The organism is Rhizobium sp. 007 (assembly GCF_015353075.1).
GTDB lineage: Bacteria > Pseudomonadota > Alphaproteobacteria > Rhizobiales > Rhizobiaceae > Rhizobium.
On sequence record NZ_CP064187.1, the window covers coordinates 2,436,052 to 2,459,602 of the forward strand.

A 23,551-nucleotide genomic window follows, 5' to 3' on the forward strand; every position below is an offset into this window, starting at 1 on the left:
ATCGCGCCAGTGGACTTTGCGTGGAGTGCGCCCGCAACGGCCGATCGCTCAGCCGTGCCCCGGTCCGCCTGCATTGACGATATCTTCGTCGATCACGCCAAGCGCCCGGTTCAGATGTCCTTCGAAGACAAGGTTCTGCTCGTCTGCGACCACTCGCAATTCCGGCATGCCTTCCATGCGCACTATATGCGATTGCCCAAGGCCCTCCTCAATCCCCTGCCGCAGCAGATCGTAGTAGCGCGTGCCCGGCCCGGTGATTGCGACCGGCATGCGCTCCGTCAGGCTCAGCACGCGCGACAGCCCGTTGCCGAGCGCGAGGCCCGCCTGGCGGAAGGCGAAGGCCGGCATGCGATGCCCCTGGCGAGCCTGCGCGGCGATCTTGTCGAGTTCGGCGACCGGCACGAATTTTGCCGGGATCGTATCGAGCGGCACTTCGAAGGCCGTTCGAAGGATCGCATAGAACCCGGCATGCGCCTCAATGCATCCCTTGGCGCCGCAACGACAGAGACCGCCATTGGCCATGTGCAGCATATGCCCGAAATTCGGCGCCGATATCTCGTGGCCGCCATGCGGCGTGCGCCTGACAATGCCGAGCCCGATGCTGTGGCCGAGCGAGAGTGCGCCAAGCGAGCGGAAATCCTCGCCCTTTACATTCTCCTCGCGCGCGCCGAGCGCGGCGGCGACGAGCAGTGTTTCATTGTCCAGGATAATCTTCGCCTGCCATTCCGGACGCAGCGCCGATTCGAAATCGATCTGCTCGCTCCCGAAGATCGGCGACCAGACGAGCACGGGCTCGAGCGAATTCACTAGCCCTTTGCTGCTGATTGAGATCAGCAAGACTTTGTTGCGGCTGATCCTGGAACGCTCCAGGATACGTGACAGACCCGCCTTGACCGCAGCCGCGAAGCGCGCCGCCCCGGCAGGGTCATGCGAACGTTCCTCGCTGAAGCGATCGATCAGCTTGCCGGCGTAATCCACCAGCGAATATTGCACGGCGTCCGACGAGATGATGACCACGATCAGATAGCCGCAGTCCCGCCGCTGCCGGAAAAGCACGCGTGGCCGTCCTCTTCCGCTTGCCGCCTGGTGCTCCGATTTCTCGATGATCTGCGCCTTTTCGAGATCGGCGGTGATCGCAGAAACCGTCGCGGAGGACAGGCGCGTGTAGTCGGAAATCTCGGTATGCGCGACCGCACCGTGGCGGCGAAGAGCGGAAAGCACCAGCACGCTATTCCTCTGCCGGACCAGCTCCGTGCTCGATTTGGTCAGCATGAATGCCGCCCTCTCCCCGTATTCCGCCCCGCTTTCACACCGAATCTCCAGCCGATCTTCGCAATGGAATTTAGCCGGTAGTGCGGTGTTGACAGTTGAAAAAATCTCTGACACTAAATTTCTCGACTGTCGAGAAAATAATTCATCGATTTCTGGACAGCGATCCGCGGCGGCCGGAGGAAACATTCGGGCTGGGTCGACCGCAATTCATTCGGGAGGACAATATGAAGTCTATTTTGAAGCTGATGGCCGGCACGGCCATCCTCATTTCCGTGCACACGGCGGCCATGGCTGCCGATCTCGTCGTCGGCGTTTCCTGGTCGAATTTCCAGGAAGAGCGCTGGAAGACCGACGAAGCCGCCATCAAGAAGGCCCTCGAGGCCAAGGGCGCAAAATACATCTCTGCTGACGCCCAGTCGTCTGCCGCAAAGCAGCTGACGGACGTTGAATCGCTGATCTCGCAGGGCGCGAACGCCCTCATCGTGCTTGCGCAGGACTCCGATGCCATCGCTCCCGCCATCGAAAAGGCCGCCGCCGAAGGCATCCCGGTGGTCGGCTACGACCGCCTGATCGAAAATCCGGCAGCCTTCTACATCACCTTCGACAACAAGGAAGTCGGCCGCATGCAGGCAAAGGGCGTCTTCGACGCAAAGCCTGAAGGCAACTACGTCTTCATCAAGGGTTCCTCGTCCGACCCGAACGCAGACTTCCTGTTCTCGGGCCAGATGGAAGTGCTGAAGGCCGCAGTCGACGCCGGCAAGATCAAGAATGTCGGCGAAGCCTATACCGACGGCTGGAAGCCGGAAAACGCGCAGCGCAACATGGAACAGTTCCTCACCGCCAACGACAACAAGGTTGACGCCGTTGTTGCTTCGAACGACGGCACGGCCGGTGGCGCAATCGCCGCTCTCGACGCACAGGGTCTCGCTGGTTCAGTCCCGGTCTCCGGACAGGACGCCGACAAGGCAGCACTCAACCGCGTCGCCCTCGGCACCCAGACGGTCTCGGTCTGGAAGGACTCGCGCGAGCTCGGCAAGCGCGCCGCCGAAATCGCCCTCGATCTCGCCGCCGGCAAGACCATGGACAAGATCGAAGGCGTTGAGACCTTCAACGGCGGCCCGAAGGGCGTCGCCATGCAGTCCGTCTTCCTGAAGCCGCTGCCGATCACCAAGGACAACCTCAACGTGGTCATCGACGCCGGCTGGATCAGCAAGGCGGAAGCCTGCCAGGGCGTCAAAGCCGGTTCGGTTGCTGCCTGCAACTAAATCGCTGCCGACAGGTTGAAAACAGTGCCGGCGCCGCAACGGCAAACCGTTGCGGCGCCGGATGCGGATCGAGATCCGGCGCCAGCCCAGTAGCGACCGCTAATCGACCGCCATTACCCATCCCGACCCGATGCCGTCATGGCCGCTGAGACCGGATCTGCAGAGATCGGTGATGGTGATAGTTTAAGAACTGGGCGTAAGTGGCGGCGGTTGACTAAGAAAAGCGCCGCAGCCTGCCCAAACGATGGGGGAACGGCAAACCCATGGCCGAAACGGTACATTCCACGACTTCCAACGGGCCGCGCAACGCGGAAGCCAATCCGGTGGCGCGCTTCTTCCGCGCGACGGAGATCGACACCCGGCTTCTCGGCATGGTCGGCGCGCTGCTGATCATCTGGATCGGCTTCCAGATCATGACCGGCGGCCTCTTCCTGACGCCGCGCAACCTCTGGAACCTCTCGGTCCAGACCTCGTCCGTCGCCGTCATGGCGACCGGCATGGTGCTGGTGATCGTCACCCGCAACATCGACCTTTCCGTCGGCTCCATGCTCGGCTTCTGCGGCATGGTGATGGGCGTCTTGCAGGCGCAGGTGCTGCCGCAATATCTCGGCTTCAACAGTCCCGCCACCTGGATCATCACGCTTGCTGCCGGCCTCATCGTCGGCGGATCGATCGGCATGCTCCAGGGCATGATCATCGCCTTTTTGAACGTGCCGTCCTTCATCGTCACCCTCGGCGGGCTTCTGGTGTGGCGCGGCGCCACCTGGTTCGTCACCAGCGGCCAGACAGTCGCGCCAATGGATATCAATTTCCGCATCATGGGCGGCGGCACGGACGGCTCGATCGGCGCCACCTGGAGCTGGATCGTCGGCGTCATCGCCTGCCTCGCCATCATTGCCAGCATCATCAATTCCCGCCGCCAGCGCCGGCGCTTCGGCTTCCCGCGGCGCCCGCTTTGGGCCGAATACTTCCTTTCGGCCCTCGGCTGCGTGCTCGTGCTCGGCGCCATCGCCGTCGCCAACAACTATTACTGGCCGACAAACATCGCCAAGAGATATGCGGAGGCAAACAGCATTCCCTGGCCGGAGTCCGGCCTCGATATTCCCTACGGCATTGCCGTGCCGGTTCTGATCGCCGTCATCGTCGGCGCGATCATGACCTTCGTCGCGACGCGCCTGCGCTTCGGCCGCTACGTCTTCGCCATCGGCGGCAACCCGGAGGCAGCCGAGCTCGCCGGCATCAAGACCCGCTGGGTCACGGTCCGCATCTTCGCGCTCATGGGCCTGCTGTGCGCCATCGCCGGCGCAATCTCGACCGCCCGCCTCAATGCCGCGACGAACGCGCAGGGCGAGCTGGACGAACTCTATACCATCGCCGCTGCCGTCATCGGCGGCACGTCGCTTGCGGGCGGCACCGGCACCATCGCCGGCGCCATGCTCGGCGCGCTCGTCATGCAGTCGCTGCAGTCCGGCATGGTACTGCTCGGAATCGACAGCCCGCTCCAGAGAATCGTTGTCGGTGTCGTCCTTGTCGTCGCCGTCTGGCTCGACACGGTCTACCGCGCCCGCGCCAAGTAAGAGGAGGCCAAACCATGACACACCAAAGCACTCCCCTTGTGGAATTGAAAAACATCTCGATCTCCTTCGGTGGCATACACGCCGTCGACAACGCCTCGGTCGACCTCTACCCCGGCGAAGTCGTCGCCCTCCTCGGCCATAATGGCGCCGGCAAGTCGACGCTGATCAAGATTCTTTCCGGTGCCTACAAGCGCGACGGCGGCGACATCCTGATCAACGGGGAACCCGCCGACATCCGCAACCCGCGCGATGCGAAGAAATACGGCATCGAGACGATCTACCAGACGCTCGCCGTTGCCGATAACGTCGATGCCGCCGCAAACCTCTATCTCGGCCGCGAGATCCGAACGAAGTGGGGCACGCTCGACGACGTCGCCATGGAGGCCTCGGCCCGCGAGGTGATGGGGCGCCTCAACCCGAACTTCAAGCGCTTCAAGGAGCCGGTAAAGGCGCTTTCAGGAGGTCAGCGGCAGTCGGTGGCGATCGCCCGCGCGATCCTCTTCAACGCCCGCATCCTGATCATGGATGAGCCGACGGCAGCCCTCGGCCCCCAGGAAACGGCGCAGGTCGGCGAGCTTATCAAGCAGTTGAAGAAGGAAGGCATCGGTATCTTCCTTATCAGCCACGACATCCACGACGTCTTCGACCTCGCCGACCGCGTCTCGGTCATGAAGAATGGCCAGGTCGTCGGCCACGCCCGCACCGAGGACGTCACCAAGGACGAGGTGCTCGGCATGATCATCCTTGGCAAGGTGCCTCCAAAGGCGATTCCCGGCCCCGGCGCGATGCAGGTGTGAACGAATGGACCCGTGAACACCAAAGTCCGCCACTCGCAAGAACGGCGGACTTTTCAATTTTGGAGATTGAAGCGCAGGGCAAGCTAGGCTAAGAACCTGCCATCGGACAGGCGATTCAAACCGCCTCAGGCATGCACCCGTAGCTCAGCTGGATAGAGTGTTGGATTCCGATTCCAAAGGTCACAGGTTCGAATCCTGTCGGGTGCGCCAAATTTTGAAGGTCTTTGTCACCGCATAAGTGCGAACTCGCACCCGCGGTTCGCGAACTGTAGCCACCATAATTGCGAACTGAGTGTGGTCGATCGACTGCAGGCGAATAACGCCAACGGTATTTCTACGCCGCAGGAGCAACAACCGCTGTGGATCGCCTCGCGGAGTTCGGGCATCCATCCGGAGCGGTGTAGCGTGTCACCCCACGGCGCATCGCCTCGATGGCCGCGTCCACGATGTGGAGAGGCGTATCGAAGTCGGGTTCGCCAAGAGACAACTCGACGACATGCCCGCGCCTGGCGCGCATCGCCTTGGCGGCCATCGAGACTGCCATGGACGGCGAGGACTTGATCGTCGCAGCTCTCGAGCTTTCAAAAACCATCATGTTCATTGGGAGCCTCCGTGGTTTCGGCATGGTCGTATGCGGCGCGTTGTTCGTGAGTGATATACCCATGGCGGCGGTCGCTCTCCACCTGCGTGGTCGGTCGGCGCGCGGGATCGCCGAAGCCACCACCGCCCGGCAACTGCAGCACCAGCTTTCGCCCCTCGGGCACAAACTGCAGACCTTTGCCGCGAAGCTTCGTTCCGTCATCAAGCGAAACCGAGCCGGCTGCGCCGTCCTGCCCCCCGTCCCTGCCCCGTGCCGGATGATCCAGACGATCGAACATTGCGGAGAAGCGGAAAGCGTATCCCTCGGCGGCAGAAATCTCGATTGTCTGCCCAAGGCCGCCGCGCAGTTCACCCGCGCCACCAGAGCCCTCGCGCAACTCCTTGCGCCAGACGATGACCGGGCCGACATTCTCCGTCGCCTCGATAGGCATGGTGTGAACGCCGCTTGGAAACGCGGTGGCGTTCAACCCGTCCAGCGCGGGACGGGCACCGCTGCCGCCGGAGTTGAACATCAGTATTTCCGCGCCTTTGCCGCCGATCTGGTCGGCAACGGGACGGACGCTCATATGCAGGTTCCAGAGCGCGCTCGCGCCTTCCGCGGGCACTTGACCCGGCAGAGCCTGGTGGAGCGCGCCGAGCACAAGGTCCGGCACGAAGTGGCCGAGCACATGGCGCACCGCGACCGGAGCCGGACGCTTGGCGTTCAGGATGCAGCCTTCCGGCGCGGCCACCTCGAAAGGTGCCAGCGACGCAGCGTTGTTCGGGATTTCCGGGGCGACGACACATTTAATGCCATAGCAGGCGTATGCCTTGGCGTAGACAAGCGGCACGTTGATGCCGAATTTGCTCATCCCCGAAGTGCCGTCGAAATCAACGAGCACTCCTTCCGGGCCGATGGTGAGTTTGGCCGCCAGGTGGACAGGTTCGTCATAGCCGTCGAGGTCCAGAGAGTAGGCCCAGGTGCCGTGCGGCAGGTTGCACAGACGCTCGAGCGTGGCCTCCCGGCTGTGGTTGAGGATGAAGCCGCCAATCCTGTCAAGATCGGCGAGATTGAACTCCGTCAGCATGTCGACCAGGCGGCGATGCCCGGTTTCATTGCAGGCCGCGAGCGCATAAAGGTCGCCCACGACCTTGTCGTTTTCACGGACGTTGTTCCTTACGAACTGAATGAGGGTCTTGTTGACCTCGCCCCGTTCGAAGAATTTCATGATCGGAATGAAGAGACCCTCTTCATAGATTTCGCGGGCATCCGGTCCAAAACCGCGACCGCCGACGTCGACGACGTGCGCAGTCGATGCGAAATATCCAACATGTTTGCCGTGATGGAACGACGGGGTGACGATCGTGATGTCATGGAGATGCCCCGTCCCCTTCCAGGGGTCGTTCGTGATGTAGACGTCACCCTCGAAAATATTGTCACGGCCGATGTCGTTGATGAAGTGGGCGACAGATTCCGCCATAGCGTTCACGTGCCCCGGCGTGCCTGTCACCGCCTGAGCAAGCATTCTGCCTGCAAGGTCGAAGACTCCTGCTGAGAGGTCTCCGGCCTCGCGGACGCTCGTCGAGAACGCGGTGCGGATCAGGGTCCGGGCCTGCTCCTCGACCACCGAAACAAGGCGGTTCCACATGACCTGCATATGGATGTCGATCATTGACTGGTTCATTGGATCAATCCTCAGATACGGGTTACGCGCAGACACTCGTCACGCTGGACGATCGCCTTGAATGCCGCGGTGATGACTGTGGAGGTCTCGCGCTCGACGATGACCGCCGGGCCACGGACGACATCCCCCGCGGTCAGTTCGTCGCGATTGTGGATGCCAGCTTCCAGAAAAACGCCCGAAGCCGCATCGAACAACTGCCTGCGCGAGGTCGAATGAACCTGATTTCCCGTATCGATCGAGCCGATCCGTTCGGCTGGAGGAAGAGGCGAGCTCGCTTTGACCGACAAGCTGACGATCTCCATTTCTAGGCCTTCGATCGCTCGGCCGAAGAAGCGCCCATAGGCCTCCTCGAAAGTCTCAGCCAGCGATGCGGCGCTGCCGCCGTCGAATTTGGCAAAAGACAAAGCGACGGGGATGTCCCAGCCCTGTCCGGAGTAGCGCATAAACATCGTCCGTTCGATGACGGGTTCCTTGTCATCGAGGCCACCTTCGACGAAGCCGAGCGCCTCCTTCGTCATATCGTCGAGTAGGCGGTTGGCTGCGGCCCAATCGAAGCGCGAAAGATTGAAAACGGAACTTCTGACAGCCTCGTAGCCGAACGGTGCCCTGAGAAAGCCGATAGCTGAGCCGACGCCCGCGCCTGGGGGCACGAGGAAGGTGGTAATGCCCATCTTTTCGCAGAGGCGCGCGGCATGCAGCGGACCCGCACCGCCGAAGGTGATCATCGTGAAGTCGGCGATATTCTTTCCGTTCTCAACGGTGTGAACGCGTCCAGCATTAGCCATGTTCTCGTCGACGAGTTCGCAGGTTCCATATGCCGCTGCGATGTCGTCGAGGCCGATCTCCGACCCGATTTCGTTGACCATAGCCTTGCGGCTGGCTTCGACCGAGAGTTTGATCGCGCCGCCCGCGAAATTGTCGGGGTCGAGCTTGCCGAGGATGAGATCGGCGTCGGTGACGGTGGGCTTCGTGCCGCCCCGCTGATAACAGGCCGGGCCGGGTTCCGAGGCAGCGCTGTGAGGCCCAACCCTGATTTGCCTCATTGAGTCGACGCCCGCGATCGAACCACCGCCGGCCCCGATCTCCACCATTTCGACCACGGGAATGGAAATCGGCATGCCGCTTCCCTTCCGGAACCGATAGGTGCGAGCGACCTCGAAGGTCTTCGCCGTCTTCGGAACATAATTTTCGATGAGGCAGATTTTCGCAGTCGTGCCGCCCATGTCGAATGAGACGACCGAATCGAGACCGTGGTGCCGCGCGACGTTGGCCGCGAAGATCGCGCCACCCGCAGGGCCGGACTCGACGAGGCGCACTGGAAACTCGGAGGCGCTATCCACCGAGACGATGCCGCCGCCGGAATGAATCATGAAGACCGGGCAGACGACACCGATATCCTTGAGCGACACTACAAGGCGGTCGAGATACGACTTGATGGCGGGCTTCACATAGGCATTGGCACAGACCGTATTGAACCGCTCGAACTCGCGCATCTGCGGTGAGACTTCAGAGGAGATCGAAACCGAGAGGCCGGGGATGCGGGTAAGCAGCGCGTCGCGGACCAAAGTCTCGTGACGGCCGTTGGCGTAGGCATGGATGAAGCCGATCGCGACGCTCTCGTAACCGCCCTTCTCGATGGCATCGACGACGACGGCGACCGACGCCCCGTCAAGCGCCAACAACACCTTGCCCGAGGCGTCGACACGTTCACGAACGACGAACCGATCCGCACGCTCGATGAGCGCTGGGGGCAGCGAAATGTTGAGATCATACTGCTCGAAGCGGTTTTCCGTACGCATTTCGAGAACGTCGCGGAAGCCTTCCGTGGTCACGAGCGCCGTTTTGGCACCCCGTCGCTCGATAAGGGCGTTCGTCGCGAGAGTCGTGCCGTGGATTAACTGCCGAATTTCTCCGAGGTGGATTCCGGCGAGATCGGCGACCGCCTCCACCCCCCTGAGTATTGCCCGCTCGGGAGCCGTATAGTCCGTCAGGACTTTTGTCGAATGGAGCACGCCATCCAACTCAAGGGCGATATCCGTGAAGGTCCCGCCGATGTCGACCCCCACGCGGCAAATCCGTGATGCGCTGTTTGCCATTTGATTCCCCATTCTTGGTCGGTTGGCAGCTTCACATTCCCTGAAGCGGATTTCCAGCATCTGGGCGCAAGCCCCGAGTTCCCTCGCCAATTGATCGACTCCGTCGACGACACCCAATCGGCGGTTGCGACGGTTCGAAGTGTGACGCCGCGGTGATGCCCGCCGCGTGTTTTCCGCCGCGGCCGACATCAATTCTAATCTTGTCGGCCCAGCACGGAATAGCGGAAGCGTAGCCGCCGGGTCTGCCGCTGGTGAAGTCGAAGTCCGCTTAGGACCCGAACCCGGTCTTCCAACGCGTTCAAATTATGCCGAGCTTTCAATCCTAGACTACCGGAAATCTCGGGCCTTAGGGAATAGGCTCGGCATAGTATCGGACTCGGGATAAGTTTCCTTATGCCGAGTTCGGCATAAGGAAATGAAGATGTCCCTCGGCTCCACCGCTGGCTTTGGCTTGTCCCTCGGATCCGGCCCACCACCCCACGCAAACTCGTCGCCACGGCCGGGCTGCAGCTTGAACTCCATGTCGCGGTCGGCCAGACCTGTGAGGTCCCTGGAGAGATCGAAGAGCTGCTGTGCGACCAAATGGACGACATCAACCGTCCTCCACCGGCTATTGGCACAGCTAGCAAAGGATTGAACAATCAACAGACCGTGCGATGGGAGAGAGATAATGATCACACAGAAGACGCTGCTACTTCGTCACCCACCCTGCCCAATTGTGTCGGCCATCTACGCAAAAATGCTGGCCGAAAAGAAAAACAAGGACGGCTTCAATGAAGGTGGCCAGCGTCCGCATGCTCCATGAAATTGTCTATCAGTTGCTCGGAGAGGCTTCTCGCGGCCCATCGGTCGAACTCGAGTTCGAACTGTCTGCCAATAGCATGAATGACCATTAGGAAACCGTCATCACCATGCCTGTTGGTTCGATTTGATGAATAGGAAATCTAACGGTTAGGATTCGAGTGATATGGAGGTTTCAAGCCTCATGCATTTCGGATCGACTGAGATTGACTCTCGGGAAACGTCCCCGCTCCATCGCCCCCGCCACCATCCTGTTGCCTCGCCTGCGAGAATCGCAGACGTTTCCAATAGCACCAACATTACCCTCCGGCAGGGCAATTTTGCTGAATCCGCAGTTATGGTGGTACAGCTCTTCCCAGTTCACGCTTATGCGGCCCTGAGCCGCATTTATGCTCGCGGCCCTCGCAGAAAACTAAATGAATTCCGTGTTCGTGGATCCGCGCTTATTCGGCGACACAGAGAAGGGTCCATTCTGGACACATAGGTTACGGTTTATTCCTGAGACATAGGTAACACTTTCGGCCCGAACGGGTTTTGAAGTGGTTCCAGTCTGCATGTCTCGTCATCGAAATATCCCAGATCATAGTGCATGAAGCTGGCGAGCCATATGTGGTCTTCGACCTGTTTGATTCCGACGGTCTGCCCGGCGAAGACCTGGCTCAAGTTGATCTTCTTGCGTTTGTAGCAGATGCGCCCGCATGTGGTGACGCTCACCGCCTGGTCGTGGAAAGGATAGTCCAGACTCGGCAGTCCGCGGTAGGGGCGCAGTGAGGCGCTGTAGCACTCGGCTGGGCAGGCCATATCGAGGGCCTGATGGGGCCGTTCGATGTTGAATTCTTCGACGAAATCGTCTGATTTCATCCGACGTCACGATTTCCAGACTGTCGGCAACGCCGTGTCAGCCTTCATCCAAAGACTGAACGTGTTTGCGTGCCTGCTGCTCGGTAAGTTCTAGCGTGAATAATACCGCTTCTCTCTCGTCTCGGGCCGCGTCAAGCAAAAGCTGAAGTCCAAGCGAGGTCTTTCCATGTCCCGGCCGACCGGCCACCAATAGCAGATCACTATCATTCAGCCGGGATAATATTGTTTTGGACAGTGACCCCGCTGCGATTTGAGACGAGAGCAGGCTCCATCTTGCGAACCCCTCCTCTCGCGCAATTTGATCCAGGGCTTCGTGCAGCGGGACGTTACTATTCCGAGCCATGAGCTTGGCTCGGCGTTTCAATTGGAAGATCGGGGCAGAGAGTTTCATCAAAGGACCTCCATTCCGAGCCTGAAACGCAACCCCTCCTTATGCGACGCTCGAACAGATGGTTCGATGATGATGATGTCACCCCGTATGTGCGATACTTCCCCGAAAGGAGGGAGGAGGCGCGGGCCAAGCCTGTGCAGCGGAAGCTAGCGGGCCTGATGATTCGCCACAAGCGGTAAAGACCGCTTCGGGCCAACAGCGATCGGAATGCGCCAAAAGCTGAAGTCCATCTGATCCGGCCGAACGCTCATTGCCGCCCATTGCGGCCGCTCACTAATGGCCGCCGCATTATAATTGGGCGGAACTTTTCCGTACGGTCCCCAGTGGACGCGGCAGGTGCGCTATTTCCCAAAAGTTGATTTGACAACCCATCGTTATCGCTCTTAGGTTGATTTCGGATTACCTAATATTCCTCGACTAGATGGAGGAAGCGATGAACACGATTATGCGCACGTTATCCCTCACCTTGGGCGTTGCTGTTGCGGCGGGGTGCGCTTGGTTGACGCCGTTCCCGACGACCGTACTTGCCCAGGATCACTCGCACGAAGCCGTGGGCTTTGAAGGGAAAATTCTACTGAAGACGACGGCAACAGCAACTGACCAACCATTGACCCTGCCCCAGACTGATACGCCCGAAATAACCTCGATGGTCATTACAATCCAACCGAACGGTCACAGCAACCTTCATCAACATCCGGTGCCGGTCATCGCTCATGTGTTGGAAGGAACGCTGGAAACTCGGGTTGGGGGTGTATCACGGACCTATAAGGCCGGGGAGGCAGTAGCGGAGCCGATGAACACCCCCATGCAAGCCTTAACGGCGGCGTCCCCACGAAACTCCTGGTCGTGATGGTCGGAGCGAAAGGCAAACCCAGCTCCATTGCCGTCGAATAGCATTACAGAACGGGCAGCTACGATCAGTTGCGGAAGCACGAGAAACGCCCGTATAGGAGGTACGCTAAATCTTGATCGTACACGCTGTAGCAGGTCGAGATTTGCGGAATTCGGCAGCAAATCCCACCCTTGGATGGCATCATCAATCCGAGACAAGCTGTGGGAGAGTCAATGGCTTGGCGGCGTAACCTTCTAAGTTGGCCCCAAGCCGGAGGTGCTTATCATGGTACGCTTTATCGGAGCCGCCCTCACCCTGCTCTTTGTGACACTGTTCGCACCACAGGGGCACGCCGAGGAAGCCCGGCCAAAATTTCCGCCCGACGAAACGTTGACAGTGCCCTCGCTCATCCTGACGGACGAGCAGTTCCTGGAGGGTGACGCGGCGAACGGCGTTGCTGTGACGCTGACCGGCCAGCTTCGATTTCCAGGTTGGGATGAGCACCTTCCAGCCGTCATTTTGCTCCACGGAACCAACAAGAACGTCTCGGTAGTCCGATGGGCCGACTTTCTCAATAGAATGGGCATCGCCACGTTCCGTCTCGACAGCTTTGGTGGGCGAGGCATAGACGAGGTTGAAATAGACCCGTCGCGACTGAGCCCTTTCGCACAGTTCTACGACACCTATCGCGCCGTCGACGTGCTCGCGGCCCACCCGCGCATCGATCCATCACGCATCGCCGTGATGGGCTTCTCGCGCGGGGGCACCGCAGCACTTTACACCAGCATGCAGCGCTTCCAAACTCTCCATGGCCCGAGCAAAACGCGGATTGCCGCACACATTTCGTTCTATCCTGCCTGCAATACTCAGTTCGTCGATGAACTCGATGTCGCCGATGCACCGATCCGCGAATTCCATGGCACGGCGGACGACACGACCCTGGCTGCTACCTGTCGTGACTACGTCACGCGCCTCAGCGAAGCCGGGAAGGATGCTATCATGACCGAATATCGCGACGCGTACCACGGATTTGATAACCCCGATGCGCGGCCGGGTCTTAATAAAAGCGCACGGACACCGCGCAATTGTCAGCGCCGCGAAGAAAACGGTAAGATCGTCAACGTCGCGACCGGCAAACCCTTCACCTATGCGGATGCTTGTATGGCACTCGGTGAGACAAGGGGTTACGACAAGACTGCAACTGAGGCAGCACAAGCCGCCGTGAAGAAGTTTTTAGCTGAAGTCTTTCACCTCAACTGATTCGATGACCAAGCATCGCGAACGGGGGTGCTGCTGATAGTATATTCTGACAGCCATCTGGCGACACCTACGCAGCCCTTGCAACGTCGAAGATAACGCGGTTCCGGCCCCTGCCGCTTGGCCTCATAGAGACAGGTATCGGCCTTGCGCATCAGATCGGAGAGCGACGCTTCGGAAAAATCGCTCGTGGTGCCGCCAATACCGACAGTGAGGCGCAGCGTCGCACCCTCCGACAGATTTAACGTCGCGTTCTCGACTTCCTGACGGATTCGTTCCGCGACCTGCATGGCGTCATCTCTATCGGCCGCGATCAAGATGGCACCGAATTCCACCGATCAGTTGCTGTCCAAGATCGCCAAAGCCACCGTCAACGCAAAAGCTGCTTAAGCGATTAGGCGGGCACGTCGGAGGATGTGGCCGCCCAACTCGAAAACGCCAACTGTGTCACCAACTCCCGCCATAACGCTCCCTCAGAACCGTGATCCCGTACGCCGACACATAGACGCCGTCTCTCACGTAATTATGCAGTGCGTACGGCAGATTGATAGATCGAGCGTTACGCAGGCCAGTATTTATCGGATCGAAAATCTTCTGGAATATCATCCTGATTCAGCAGGCACTCGGCGACGAATTCGATTTGAATTTCAAGATAGCGAAGTTTAGCTGGCACCGGGACACCAACTGCCAACTCCCTGACGCGATGCCTGTTTAGGCCAAGGATATCGCGCCGCCGGGAGGCCTCCCGGCGAACCGCCTCAGGCGTTGGCTTTCCGTCTCGTGCCGTGAAATTATAGTCTTTGCTCTTGCCACCTTCGATGACAGTAAATCGCATTACTCGCATCCGATTAGTTTTGACCGTCTGGCGGAACCTGGAGTCGATAGCCTGGTACCATTGGTCTAGCCTTCCGATATGCGCCGGGAGAACACCTTCAACGGGACCAGATCGATTTCGACGCTCTGTGTCATTGCCACAATCCTCGGCGTTTCTCGTGTCGCACGATATGTTGATCCATGGGGGGCGATTGGGGTAACGGCCCCCCGGGGAGGATGTACCCTGACCATAACCGTACGCTCCGAGGCCTGACTATTGGCCGGGAGGAGGGATCGGATACCAACGAGGAGGGGATGACCTATACGCGGGTCTAGGTGCTTTTTGCGGCATTAGGTAGGAAAACAATCACGAGCCGCCCCGTGAGAACACGCGGCCTCGTCCGGCGCGGCTTCGGTTTGCAAACCGAGGCTACCCAGCCGCGCTCCGAAAAGTGGGTCATGCCAGATCAACGGCGGGACGTCTTTAGCGACGACGTGACGGAGGATATCTATCATTGCTGGGCTCTCGCGGTCGTGTTGGTCCAAGGAGCCAGCCTCCTGACGACTACGTCGGCCCACCCTTCGTCCTTCGGCTAAGAACCAATGCCGCTTCAGATGCGCCCGGACGTGCCGCCATTTCTCAGAGACGAGAATGGCCATATCCCCATGAACGATGAGACGGCCGACTGGCTCGTGATCGTCACCCGCGAGGCGTTGGAAGGCGTGGCGTCGCCGCCGGACGCTTCGGAGGAACGGCTCATGGAGTACGCCGACATCTTCGGAAAGGTCGCGACTTACAAGCTCGAACATGGCCGCGCGGGCGGAGAGGATACTATCTGGGTGCAAATGGAAGACGTCGTCGAGTGGAGAAGCGCGAACTACGTGAGTTCCATCGGCAGGTCGGCCACGGGCTTGTCGGACGACGCGAACATGGCGTGTCTCCGTTTGTTTGAAGGCAGGATTGTGCGTCTTGTACTCCAGTAAGTGACACCTTCCCTCTTGGTGATGCCGCGCGATCCACCCCTCACGGATGGACTTGGTTACCGCTGCGCCCGAATTTTTGGAGGACGCGCCAATGAGTGATCCCAATCGCCAGTCTGGAAAGCCGCCGGAGCGAGGATGCGCCGACTAGGGCTGCTGACTTTGATCGGCTTGGTGCTTTGGCTTGTCATCGCGTCGCTGCTTTTTTGTATGGCTGTTCGGCTTTTGGGGCTAGCACATCGTCTGCTGCAATTATGGCGATCCGGACCGCACGCTCCGCACCGGAACGCTATGACGTTCTGCCCGTTAAGGCAGTGGATGGCGCGGTATGTCATCATAGCCCACAACTCTGCCAGACACCGCGCGTCCAAAGCCAGCAATGCTGGCTACCTGGCCCTGCACACACCCCTCCTTAGCTGCAGGGCCGTTCTTTCTGCTCGGTGCCAGCCGCGCGGTCTCACTTCAGCTGGAAGCAGCCAGAAAACGAGGCCGCAGGCGATCAGGAGCACCGAAGCTCAGCTTTACGCAGCCTAAGCGGCCGTCGCCCTTGATCTAAATCGCCGACCGTGTGGCGCAAGGAGGGATCGATTTCGATCAGCCGTGGCACCGAGAACAGTCCGATAAACATGAAGGCCCCTCCCGCGCCGCGCTAAGCGCGAAGCCGAGCACGACCTGTGCAATGAGGAGCCCATAGAGCCCAAAATGAGCGAGCCTGGCGGCGATATCCATATGCCCGCTCGTCGTGGGAGGAAGGTTCCCGCGACGGGAGAGACGCCAGAAGCAGCGCAACAGCATGGTCGGCAGCGGCAGAATACCGAGAGAAACATGCACGGGTTGCATCTCGCTGCGAATCCAAGTGCCGCGCGGAAGGAATCCCCGCAGTTCGATACTCACAAAAAGGCAAATGACCAGCACGGCGGTCAGCCAATGAAGAGTTATGGTGACGCTGTCGTAGCTGTTCCCGGAACGCGAGGGAGCTGCGGCCATCGCATGATTGGTCATGTTACTACTCTCACACAAGGCCCACAGAACGGTTGGGGCGGAAATCCACTCCGCCGGGAGAATCACAATTCTCCCATGTCGGTGCGAAATCCACGACGGTACGGCAAGCTGACACTACCCAGAACGGTCTGCACGCTTTCATGTCGGAAGATAGGTGATGTCGGTCCCCGATTCCTTTGCTTCCTTGTCGAGCCAGCTGGTCATCTCTTCGATTTCCTTCTTCTGGGCACCATTTCCCCTTCGATGGTCCAGGCCCCGAGGCCGATCTCGGAGCCCGCCCTGAGGCAATCGTGCTCCGTCACCTTTCATAGCGCTGCTGCCACGATCTGAGGCTGAGCCTGATGCCGTCCAAGAACCGCAATGGTGCAGCGCTGCGGGACCTCTATTAGGCCGGAAGGGGGGCATGGGGGCTGACCGCGTGTGCCTTGTATCCGATCCCCCTCAGATGAATTTGAAACAAAACATCGGGGGGCGAGTTAAGATAAGCGGATGGCAACGCAAAGGTATCGCCTCATGGCCCAGAGGTATAGCCTTCACAGAAACCTCAATGTCTACTGGACGGTGTTCGATGTGGTCACCGGACAGCCGGTCGTTATCGATGGGATGATCATGGACATGCTCACCGACGAGGAGGCCTATGACTTGGTCAATCGGCTAAATCGTGAGAATGGCCAAGAGAGACCCTTTCGAGTGAACCCTGAAGATGAACCCTGAGGCTGGAGGTTCTGCCTCTGTCCTGTGTCCCCTTACCCCTCAGGTTTCCACCGGTCTCAGAAATTTGCAACAAACATTCCAGGCCCGCGTTATGACCACCGTAAGGCAACCCTTGAGGCGAACTGTCGCTCCCTACTTTATGGCGCAGACAATCGAGGCTTTTGATTGCCCTGGTAATCTAAATCGACGCCGGAGCTGTAATAACAGGCCAGTTGCACAAGCAGGTAGGGATTGCGGGGTCGCCGCTATGGCTGCACGCCGATTTTTGAAGCATCTATAAGATTTGCTTGCTTTCGGCTGGCGGCGTTTCACCGTGGTCAATACCGCTACGAACGGGATAAGACCTATTTCTTTTTAGCCAAGCGACGGCTGTTGGCGCGAACCCGCTTACCGAATGGTCTCACGGCGGCTGCGACGACCGCTTCGCGGGTTTTCGACACCGAGGGACGTCCGCCCATCATCATGTTGATCGTGGTGTCGAATGCAGCCTTTGACAGTGCCATGTTGACGGCCACCGCGCTCTCTGCAGTGGCCGCGACTTTTTCTGCGACCATGCGGTGAAGTTCCGCGGCATCCTGCGGTTTTCCTGTCAGGGCCGCGAGCTGCATCTGCTGGAGGCGGAGCGCCATCACGAACGGAGCTTCTAACCAGAACGTGACGGCATTCGTACGAAGTCGGCGCGGCGTCATGGTGAGTGCTCCTATGTTAGCGTGCGGCCATATAAGCATGCCTCCCTGGATGGACCTACATGAAAAAGACGCATGCGGCTCATGCGGACGATGGCGCTATGCGGCGTAACGCCAGATACTCCCACAAAGCCACCACAAAAAGGACGGCGGTTGCGAACATCTGGATGTGATAGTTGACCGTTATCGGCAGCAGCAGCGCGACCATCACGAGCAAAACGAGCCCAACAATATGCGAGACCGGCATTTCGCGGGCGGCGGCTAGTTTCACCCAGATATTTCCCACGAGAAATAGCGCCGGGCCGCCCAGTATCGCGAGCGCGTTTTTTAGCGTGCTTTCCTCGCTCGCATGCGAAAGGCTGAAGTCTTGGCCAACGGCTGCGAGGATGATGCCTGCAACAATTGGCAGATGGCCGTATGTGAAAAGGTTCAGCGCGACACTCTCCGGTTTAGACGTCGCTTCGGCCTTGTCCGCTGCTTTCTCCTGGCCGTGATGAAAATAAATCCACCACATGAACCCTGTGCTGAGGAAAGCGCTGCAGAAAACAGCAAACGTCAGATCGCCCGCCATGTGTTCGGCGGCATTGCGGCCGGTCGTCAGGATTGTCTCGCCGAGGCAGATTATCACGAACAGTGCACAGCGTTCGGCCATGTGCTCGCCTGAGACATCCAATGTCTCACGCGCCGATTTTCCCATGCCTGGAACGTAATATCGAACAGCTGGTGATGCATACTCGATCAGAAGTGCAAGCGACCAGAGGGCAGTACGCACCTCCAGCGCTCCCGCTATCCAAAATATACTCGACACCAGCATCCACAGGGTAATGCGCAAGAAGGTCAAGAATGATGCCTGATTGACGCCGCGAAATGCATAGAGCGTGAAGACAGAGCGCCCGACTTGCATGGCGCTATAGATTGCGGCAAAGACCAGACCTTGCGTTCCAAAGGCTTCGGGTATCGCAATGGCCAGCAGAATGCCACCGAACATCAGGCCAAAAAGCAGCAGCCTGACAGGGTCTTTGTCAGTGTCTAAGAGGTTTGTGACCCACGTTGTGTTGATCCAGACCCACCAGATCGCGAAGATGAGGAGAAGCGATTCAATCGCGGCCGTCGAACTAAAATCGGATGCGAGCGCATGTGACAGCTGAATGAGCGCGAACACAAAAACCAAGTCGAAAAAAAGTTCGGGAAAGCTGGTTCTAGTTTGAGCTACACCCTGCTTCCGGACCCAATTTCTGCTCCGGTCACTCGCCATGTGAAGCGCCGTTCCCGAGGATCACGTTGCGAAGGTCAGGGCCGCCTATGATGAAGAAAATCAATTGCATCGAAGTCCTACTCGACTGACGATGGAAAGGTAGGGCGCGACCTTGCTGTGACAATTGCTTGTTCAAATCACGATGCTGACTTGCCGGTGAGAAGGCGCATCGATGACCTATGCCCACCTTCTAATGAGGAAAGCACGGATAGCATGCTCGTCGTCCGTATCAACGTTCATGCATGCGCACCCGTAGCTGTATCGATTGATACCATGGCCAGGCCAAGGGTCTTGCTTTTGCCCGCGTGAACATATCAATTCCCGTGAGAGTTGCGGCGCAATTGCGGGTTGGAAGTGGCGTGGAATACAGAGTTGAAAACACTGTGCGGACAAGCACCAAGAGCCCGAATCCGAACCTCTATCCCTGGTTCATCGAGGAGCTTGATAGCGCCGGAAAACGGATCGGCCCTGACTACAAGCCCTGGGGCCATTCCTTACATTTCGACGTAAGGAACCTCGTTGTTTGTTAAGCCTGGGGACTACCGCAAATGAAAAAGCCCCCACTGTGTTTGCTTCGGCAGGCTGCGGGTCCTGGGTCAGGAGAGGCGATACGTCGGCCGCCTGGGCACCGCCGCAAATCATGGCGGCGCCAACCGCGGAGAGCCCGAGTTTCAAAAACTTCATCATCGTCCTATCCCCTTCTGTCGGAAGGCACTGCTGCCCCCATTGCTTTCTCAGTTCTGCGCCGCGCGGCATGCCGGATCCCGCGGCGCTGTCGGCTTCGATGGGCAGTCGTTCACCGCAATCTTCTGCTCTCCGCCGATGTGTCCGCCCATCCCGCTTACGTGGTGGGCGTAGTTGTCTCGGGTATGGGGATCCACCGCGGCGACCGGGGCTGCGAGGATCAGACCTGCGGCGTTGCCGGCCGCTGCCGCTACCCCCGTCGTCCCGGCGATCAGGTGATCCCCAAGGCCCATCCGGCTGTCGGTCAGTGTCTGGCCATCGGAGATGCGTGCGCCGATGAGCTGCACCACCTGCGGGGATTCCGCGAACTTGCTATGGTGGAGACCGTCGCCGGCCTTCACCTTGGTGAGGTCGATCACGGTGATCTCATTGGTTTCCATCTCGTCCTTGTAGGGCGCTTGCTCCGGATCGATCGACCCCAGCCGGGGGATGTCGCCCCAGACCCGGCGTGAGAAGGCGAGCGCGCGGTCATCGCGGGACACGAACAATGTGAAGCGTGGCTGCCGCTTGCCCATGTCCTCGATCTGCGAGCGGAACACGTCGACGTCGACGTCCGGAGCAGCAAGCATCACATTCTTGAACTTCGGTGGCAGACCACCGTTGCGGATCGCCATTTGGCGTAGCCCTTCGAGCGCCAGCCAGTTGCCCATCGAGTGCGCGAGGATCGAAACCTCCTTTACCTCCGGATCGGCGGCCAGGTACTGAAACAGCGTCTCCAAGGCGTTGCGCGTGTAGTTGGTGCTTTCGCGGTCATATCCATAGGCGAGCAGGCTGCCCCGCGACGGCCAGGTCACGAGAACGGGCGCGCTCTTGACGCCTGAATCATGGACTATCTGTGCGAAGCGGTAGACGGAGTCCTCGAACCGGTTGTTGAACCCATGGATGAACACAAGGACGCTGCGGTCAGGGCTCTTCTTGACGGCGGCGTTGAGCCAAGTCTTTGCTGCGTCTTTGGTCAGCTCATCCGCCTTCAAAGTCGCGAAGTCGGTCGCCGGATTGGGGGGAAGCCTCTTTGGCCAGGCGACTTCGCCGACCTTGCGAACAGGCGGGATCGACACCGTGATGTCCGCGAACGCAGGCGCTCGCGCCCGCTCGCCCGTGAACATCTCTCCGGCATGCTCCGAGCGGCCGCGCGTGGTGGTGATCAGCATGCTGACCCGGCTCGAACCGGGCGACGCGTCGGCAACGGGCGTCAACACGCCTTTTGGATGCCCACCACATCCCGCAGGGACGATGAGCGCAACACAAAGCGACAGCCGCCGAAGACGACGAAGAAACAATGACGAGGTGACGCGGAGGCCACCACTGCGTAGACTGCTCACGCTTCCCCCCGAGCCTAAGTCATGTTCAGCGCAGCAAGCGTCCCCAAGCTGTCTGCGCTTCGCAAAGACAAATCAGCTCTCTTCAGATAGCAAGTATTGGGGCCGAAGCACAGCAATACTTGGTCGCGCGGAGGCGACTGGTCGGCCGCATGTATCTTTGCCATCATTTCGTACCGGTTACTTCCCGCAATTGTCTGACCAGCTCTGCAATCTGTGGATCGTCCGGCCGCAGGCGGGCCAGCGTCTCGGCATATTCCAGCGTCTCCGGGAAACGTCGGAGCTTCAGTCCATACCTGACTGCAGTTCCGAGCAGATCGGCGTCGAGTTCTCCACCCGCAACTGCGCGACCGAGCAGGTAGAATGCTTCCTGCGTCCGGCCGAGCGAGTCGAGTGCGATGGCAAGCGTCGTCTTGTAGCGGGCATTTACCGGATCCAGCCGTACGGCTTCATCGAGTTCCCGGATAGCCTGCGGCATTGCTTTCTCGCGAACGAGCGACAGCGCGTGTCCGTAGCGCAGATCCGCGCGATCGGGCGAGATCGCGATGGCTTCGGCGTAGGCGCGTTCCGATTTGTCGTTTTGCCCCGCGGCGCGGTAGAGTTCGGCCAGGTTGATATGCGGACCCGCAAGCGCCGGGTCGAGCACGATCGCCCGGCGAAACGCCTTTTCCGCCTCTCCGGCGCGCCGCTGGCCGAACAGGAAGGTTCCGTAGTTGTTCTGTGCATCGGCGACGTCGACGTTGGCCTCGACATAAGCACGCAGGTCTTCGACGGCGCCGTCGAAGCTCTTTCGTTGATCGCCAAGGAGATCCAGCGACGGTGTGCTGCCGAGTGCCGTCGCTGCAGCCACACGTACAGCGCGGGTTTCATCACCGAGCAGCTTGCCGACAGCGTCCAATCTGAACTCGGGCGGCACGTTGCCGGCCGCCTCCGCCGCCCCCAGCCGGACCAGAGGATCGGAGTCGCCTGCGGCCAATTTTATGTCAGTGACGACGTCCGCTCCGCCGATGCGGCTCATCTGCGCGATCGCACTGCCTCTGACGATGCCAGCATTTTCTTTGTCCACGACAAGCTCGCGCAGAGCCCCGATCGAAGCTGGATCGCTTCTTGCGGCCGCGGCGAAAGCGTGCGCGATCGTCGGGTGCGCGCGCCAAGCGGTGCCGTACCACTTGTCCATATTCTCCACCGCCCAGGCATTGGTTTTGCCCTCATGACACGTCGTACAGGCATTCGGCGTTCCGTAAGCGGCGGAGAGATCAGGGCGCGGGATCACGAAGGAGTGGTCGCGCCGCGGATCGACCTTCATATAGGTGCGCTTCGGCATGTGACAGTTAGCGCACTGCGCGCCGCTCGAACCGACCGGATGGTGGGTATGGGCCGGGGCGTCGAACACGCCGCTCGGGTCATTCTTGGTGAACCGCTCAGGCGCGGTTTCCGTATGGCATTGCGTGCACAAGGCGTTGCCATCCGCCTTCAACGTTGCCGCGTGCGGACTGTGGCAGTCGAGGCAAGTGACGCCCGCTCTTGCCATCTTGCTCTGCTGGAAGGAGCCATACTCGAACACCTCGTCGAGAATCTGCCCGTCAGGAAAATAGAGGTCCGGACGGAGCAACGCCGGCGAAAAATAATCAAGAAAAGACTTCCCGGCAGCATAGCCGTCACCAAGCTTGATCCGCCTCGAGTGGCAACCGAAGCAGGTGTTCACGTCGACCAGCGATAGCCCCAGGCCGGGAGCGACGGGCATGGAAGCACCTTTCGACCTTGCCCCGGCCCACTCGACATGCTTGGCACCAGCGCCGTGGCAGGACTGGCAGCCGATGCTGGTCGCGACATAGGTTGATTTATAGTCATTCGTCTCCGGCTGGAAGTTGCGACGGGGATCGGTCGAATGACAGTCGATGCAGGTGCGGTTCCACCGGTAGAACGGACCTGTCCAATGATATGTCGAGTCCGGTTTTGCTGGCGCGCCTTCGCCAAGCCAGAACCATTCCTGCTTGCTGGTATCCCAGGCAATGTCGAGAGCCTGCAGCCTGCCGCCGCCCAGATCGACCAGATACTGCTGCAGAGGCGCATAGGCGAAGGTGTATTTGACCTCGAATTCCTCCTGCTTGCCATCCGGCCCTTCGGTCCGGACGAAGAAGCGGCCGCTGCGGCGAGAAAAGCTCGTGACGATACCGTCGTGATCGAACCGGACATTGTTGAAATTGCCCCGCACTGTCCTGTCATTGGCGAGTGCCATCGCCTTGGCGTGGTGCGACTTGGCGAAGGCGGCGGCCTGATCGCCATGACAGGATGCACACGTCTTTTCGTCCACGAATCCGTCGTGGATGGAGATCCGAGGATCTGCGGTGGACGCCGGAGCCACCTCCTCCGCGAGGGTCTGTCCGGCGAACGCAAGCAGGCACAGCAAAAGAGCTGCACGAAGAATTGCAGTGCGCCCGATGCGAAAATGCAATCGGGCCTTCCGCCGTCCGAGCGGAACTCGCGCATCGGGCTTCAACGCGCGACTAAAGACGTCGGGCGAAGAATTGGCCGACAAACGCGCCACTTTCATCAAACCTACCGTCACCAAAACTCCCATCGTGGAAGGCATCCCACAAAGACCCCCGCTGAAAATCAGCGCA

Annotated in this window: 19 protein-coding genes, 1 tRNA gene and 2 pseudogenes; 8 read left to right on the forward strand and 14 right to left on the reverse strand. The window is 59.7% G+C overall.

Translation table 11 applies throughout. The features are described from left to right. Nucleotides 1-48 precede the first annotated feature (48 nt). Nucleotides 49-1,272 (reverse strand): ROK family transcriptional regulator, encoded by a 1,224-nt coding sequence (locus tag ISN39_RS12265; protein WP_194727672.1) that lies wholly within the window; start codon nt 1,270-1,272, stop codon nt 49-51. A gap of 224 nt (nt 1,273-1,496) precedes the next feature. Between ISN39_RS12265 and xylF the strand changes: the two genes are divergently transcribed. From xylF to ISN39_RS12285, 4 genes are all read left to right on the forward strand, one after another. Beyond that, nucleotides 1,497-2,537 carry a D-xylose ABC transporter substrate-binding protein gene (gene xylF / locus ISN39_RS12270; protein ID WP_074069165.1) on the forward strand — a complete coding sequence of 347 codons (1,041 nt, stop codon included), beginning with the start codon at nt 1,497-1,499 and terminating at the stop codon, nt 2,535-2,537. Between the two features lie 263 nt (nt 2,538-2,800). Beyond that, entirely contained in the window at nt 2,801-4,114 is a 1,314-nt protein-coding gene (locus tag ISN39_RS12275) for a sugar ABC transporter permease (protein ID WP_022717107.1), read from the forward strand. A gap of 14 nt (nt 4,115-4,128) precedes the next feature. Further along, on the forward strand, nt 4,129-4,911 hold the full coding sequence (locus tag ISN39_RS12280; protein ID WP_074069166.1) for an ATP-binding cassette domain-containing protein: 783 nt from the start codon (nt 4,129-4,131) through the stop codon (nt 4,909-4,911). Nucleotides 4,912-5,044: 133 nt separating this feature from the next. After that, nucleotides 5,045-5,121 (forward strand) — tRNA-Arg (locus ISN39_RS12285). A gap of 124 nt (nt 5,122-5,245) precedes the next feature. Here ISN39_RS12285 and ISN39_RS12290 read toward each other — a convergent pair. The 4 genes and pseudogenes from ISN39_RS12290 to ISN39_RS36295 all read right to left on the reverse strand — a co-directional run. Next, nucleotides 5,246-5,512, reverse strand: coding sequence for a hypothetical protein (locus ISN39_RS12290; protein WP_246763192.1), 267 nt, complete (start codon nt 5,510-5,512; stop codon nt 5,246-5,248). Next, the gene (locus ISN39_RS12295; RefSeq protein WP_194727673.1) at nt 5,493-7,175 is read right to left on the reverse strand and encodes a hydantoinase B/oxoprolinase family protein; all 1,683 of its coding nucleotides are present in this window, start codon (nt 7,173-7,175) and stop codon (nt 5,493-5,495) included. The genes ISN39_RS12290 and ISN39_RS12295 overlap by 20 nt, the downstream gene beginning before the upstream one ends. An 11-nt stretch (nt 7,176-7,186) precedes the next feature. Next, entirely contained in the window at nt 7,187-9,271 is a 2,085-nt protein-coding gene (locus ISN39_RS12300; protein ID WP_194727674.1) for a hydantoinase/oxoprolinase family protein, read from the reverse strand. Between the two features lie 327 nt (nt 9,272-9,598). Then, a pseudogene (locus ISN39_RS36295) lies at nt 9,599-9,865 on the reverse strand (DNA-binding protein); the annotation flags it as partial. A gap of 76 nt (nt 9,866-9,941) precedes the next feature. Between ISN39_RS36295 and ISN39_RS37625 the strand changes: the two are divergent. Next, nucleotides 9,942-10,076, forward strand: coding sequence for a hypothetical protein (locus ISN39_RS37625; RefSeq protein WP_281438283.1), 135 nt, complete (start codon nt 9,942-9,944; stop codon nt 10,074-10,076). Between the two features lie 488 nt (nt 10,077-10,564). Here the strand turns inward: ISN39_RS37625 and ISN39_RS12305 are convergent, their stop codons facing one another. Then, nucleotides 10,565-10,933, reverse strand: a complete 369-nt coding sequence (locus tag ISN39_RS12305) for a hypothetical protein (RefSeq protein ID WP_246763193.1) — start codon at nt 10,931-10,933, stop codon at nt 10,565-10,567. A gap of 40 nt (nt 10,934-10,973) precedes the next feature. Further along, a pseudogene (locus tag ISN39_RS12310) lies at nt 10,974-11,324 on the reverse strand (DnaB-like helicase C-terminal domain-containing protein); the annotation flags it as partial. A gap of 433 nt (nt 11,325-11,757) precedes the next feature. Here ISN39_RS12310 and ISN39_RS12315 point away from each other — a divergent pair. After that, entirely contained in the window at nt 11,758-12,174 is a 417-nt protein-coding gene (locus ISN39_RS12315) for a cupin domain-containing protein (RefSeq protein ID WP_194727675.1), read from the forward strand. A 267-nt stretch (nt 12,175-12,441) separates the two neighbouring features. Further along, complete coding sequence (locus tag ISN39_RS12320) at nt 12,442-13,416, forward strand: dienelactone hydrolase family protein (RefSeq protein ID WP_194727676.1); 975 nt, start codon at nt 12,442-12,444, stop codon at nt 13,414-13,416. On the opposite strand, the gene ISN39_RS12325 is transcribed toward ISN39_RS12320, so the two are convergent. Both ISN39_RS12325 and ISN39_RS12330 read right to left on the reverse strand, forming a co-directional pair. Further along, complete coding sequence (locus ISN39_RS12325; RefSeq protein WP_281438284.1) at nt 13,404-13,748, reverse strand: diguanylate cyclase; 345 nt, start codon at nt 13,746-13,748, stop codon at nt 13,404-13,406. The two genes, ISN39_RS12320 and ISN39_RS12325, sit on opposite strands and share 13 nt — an antisense overlap. Nucleotides 13,749-13,972: 224 nt before the next feature. Beyond that, nucleotides 13,973-14,248, reverse strand: coding sequence for a hypothetical protein (locus ISN39_RS12330; RefSeq protein ID WP_194727678.1), 276 nt, complete (start codon nt 14,246-14,248; stop codon nt 13,973-13,975). Between the two features lie 581 nt (nt 14,249-14,829). Here ISN39_RS12330 and ISN39_RS12335 point away from each other — a divergent pair. Then, nucleotides 14,830-15,210, forward strand: a complete 381-nt coding sequence (locus ISN39_RS12335) for a hypothetical protein (protein ID WP_194727679.1) — start codon at nt 14,830-14,832, stop codon at nt 15,208-15,210. Nucleotides 15,211-15,801: 591 nt separating this feature from the next. On the opposite strand, the gene ISN39_RS12340 is transcribed toward ISN39_RS12335, so the two are convergent. From ISN39_RS12340 to ISN39_RS12365, 5 genes are all read right to left on the reverse strand, one after another. Then, a complete protein-coding gene (locus ISN39_RS12340; protein WP_194727680.1) occupies nt 15,802-16,209 on the reverse strand; it encodes a cytochrome b/b6 domain-containing protein in 408 nt (135 codons plus the stop codon). Nucleotides 16,210-17,267: 1,058 nt separating this feature from the next. Continuing rightward, nucleotides 17,268-17,612, reverse strand: a complete 345-nt coding sequence (locus tag ISN39_RS12350) for a hypothetical protein (RefSeq protein WP_194727682.1) — start codon at nt 17,610-17,612, stop codon at nt 17,268-17,270. Nucleotides 17,613-17,691: 79 nt separating this feature from the next. Then, nucleotides 17,692-18,864: a low temperature requirement protein A gene (locus ISN39_RS12355; RefSeq protein ID WP_194727683.1), complete on the reverse strand. Its 1,173-nt coding sequence runs from the start codon at nt 18,862-18,864 to the stop codon at nt 17,692-17,694. 734 nt (nt 18,865-19,598) lie between these two features. Then, nucleotides 19,599-20,888: an alpha/beta hydrolase gene (locus ISN39_RS12360; protein WP_246763333.1), complete on the reverse strand. Its 1,290-nt coding sequence runs from the start codon at nt 20,886-20,888 to the stop codon at nt 19,599-19,601. 205 nt (nt 20,889-21,093) lie between these two features. Continuing rightward, nucleotides 21,094-23,328, reverse strand: a complete 2,235-nt coding sequence (locus tag ISN39_RS12365) for a tetratricopeptide repeat protein (protein WP_246763334.1) — start codon at nt 23,326-23,328, stop codon at nt 21,094-21,096. Between the last annotated feature and the right edge of the window lie 223 nt (nt 23,329-23,551).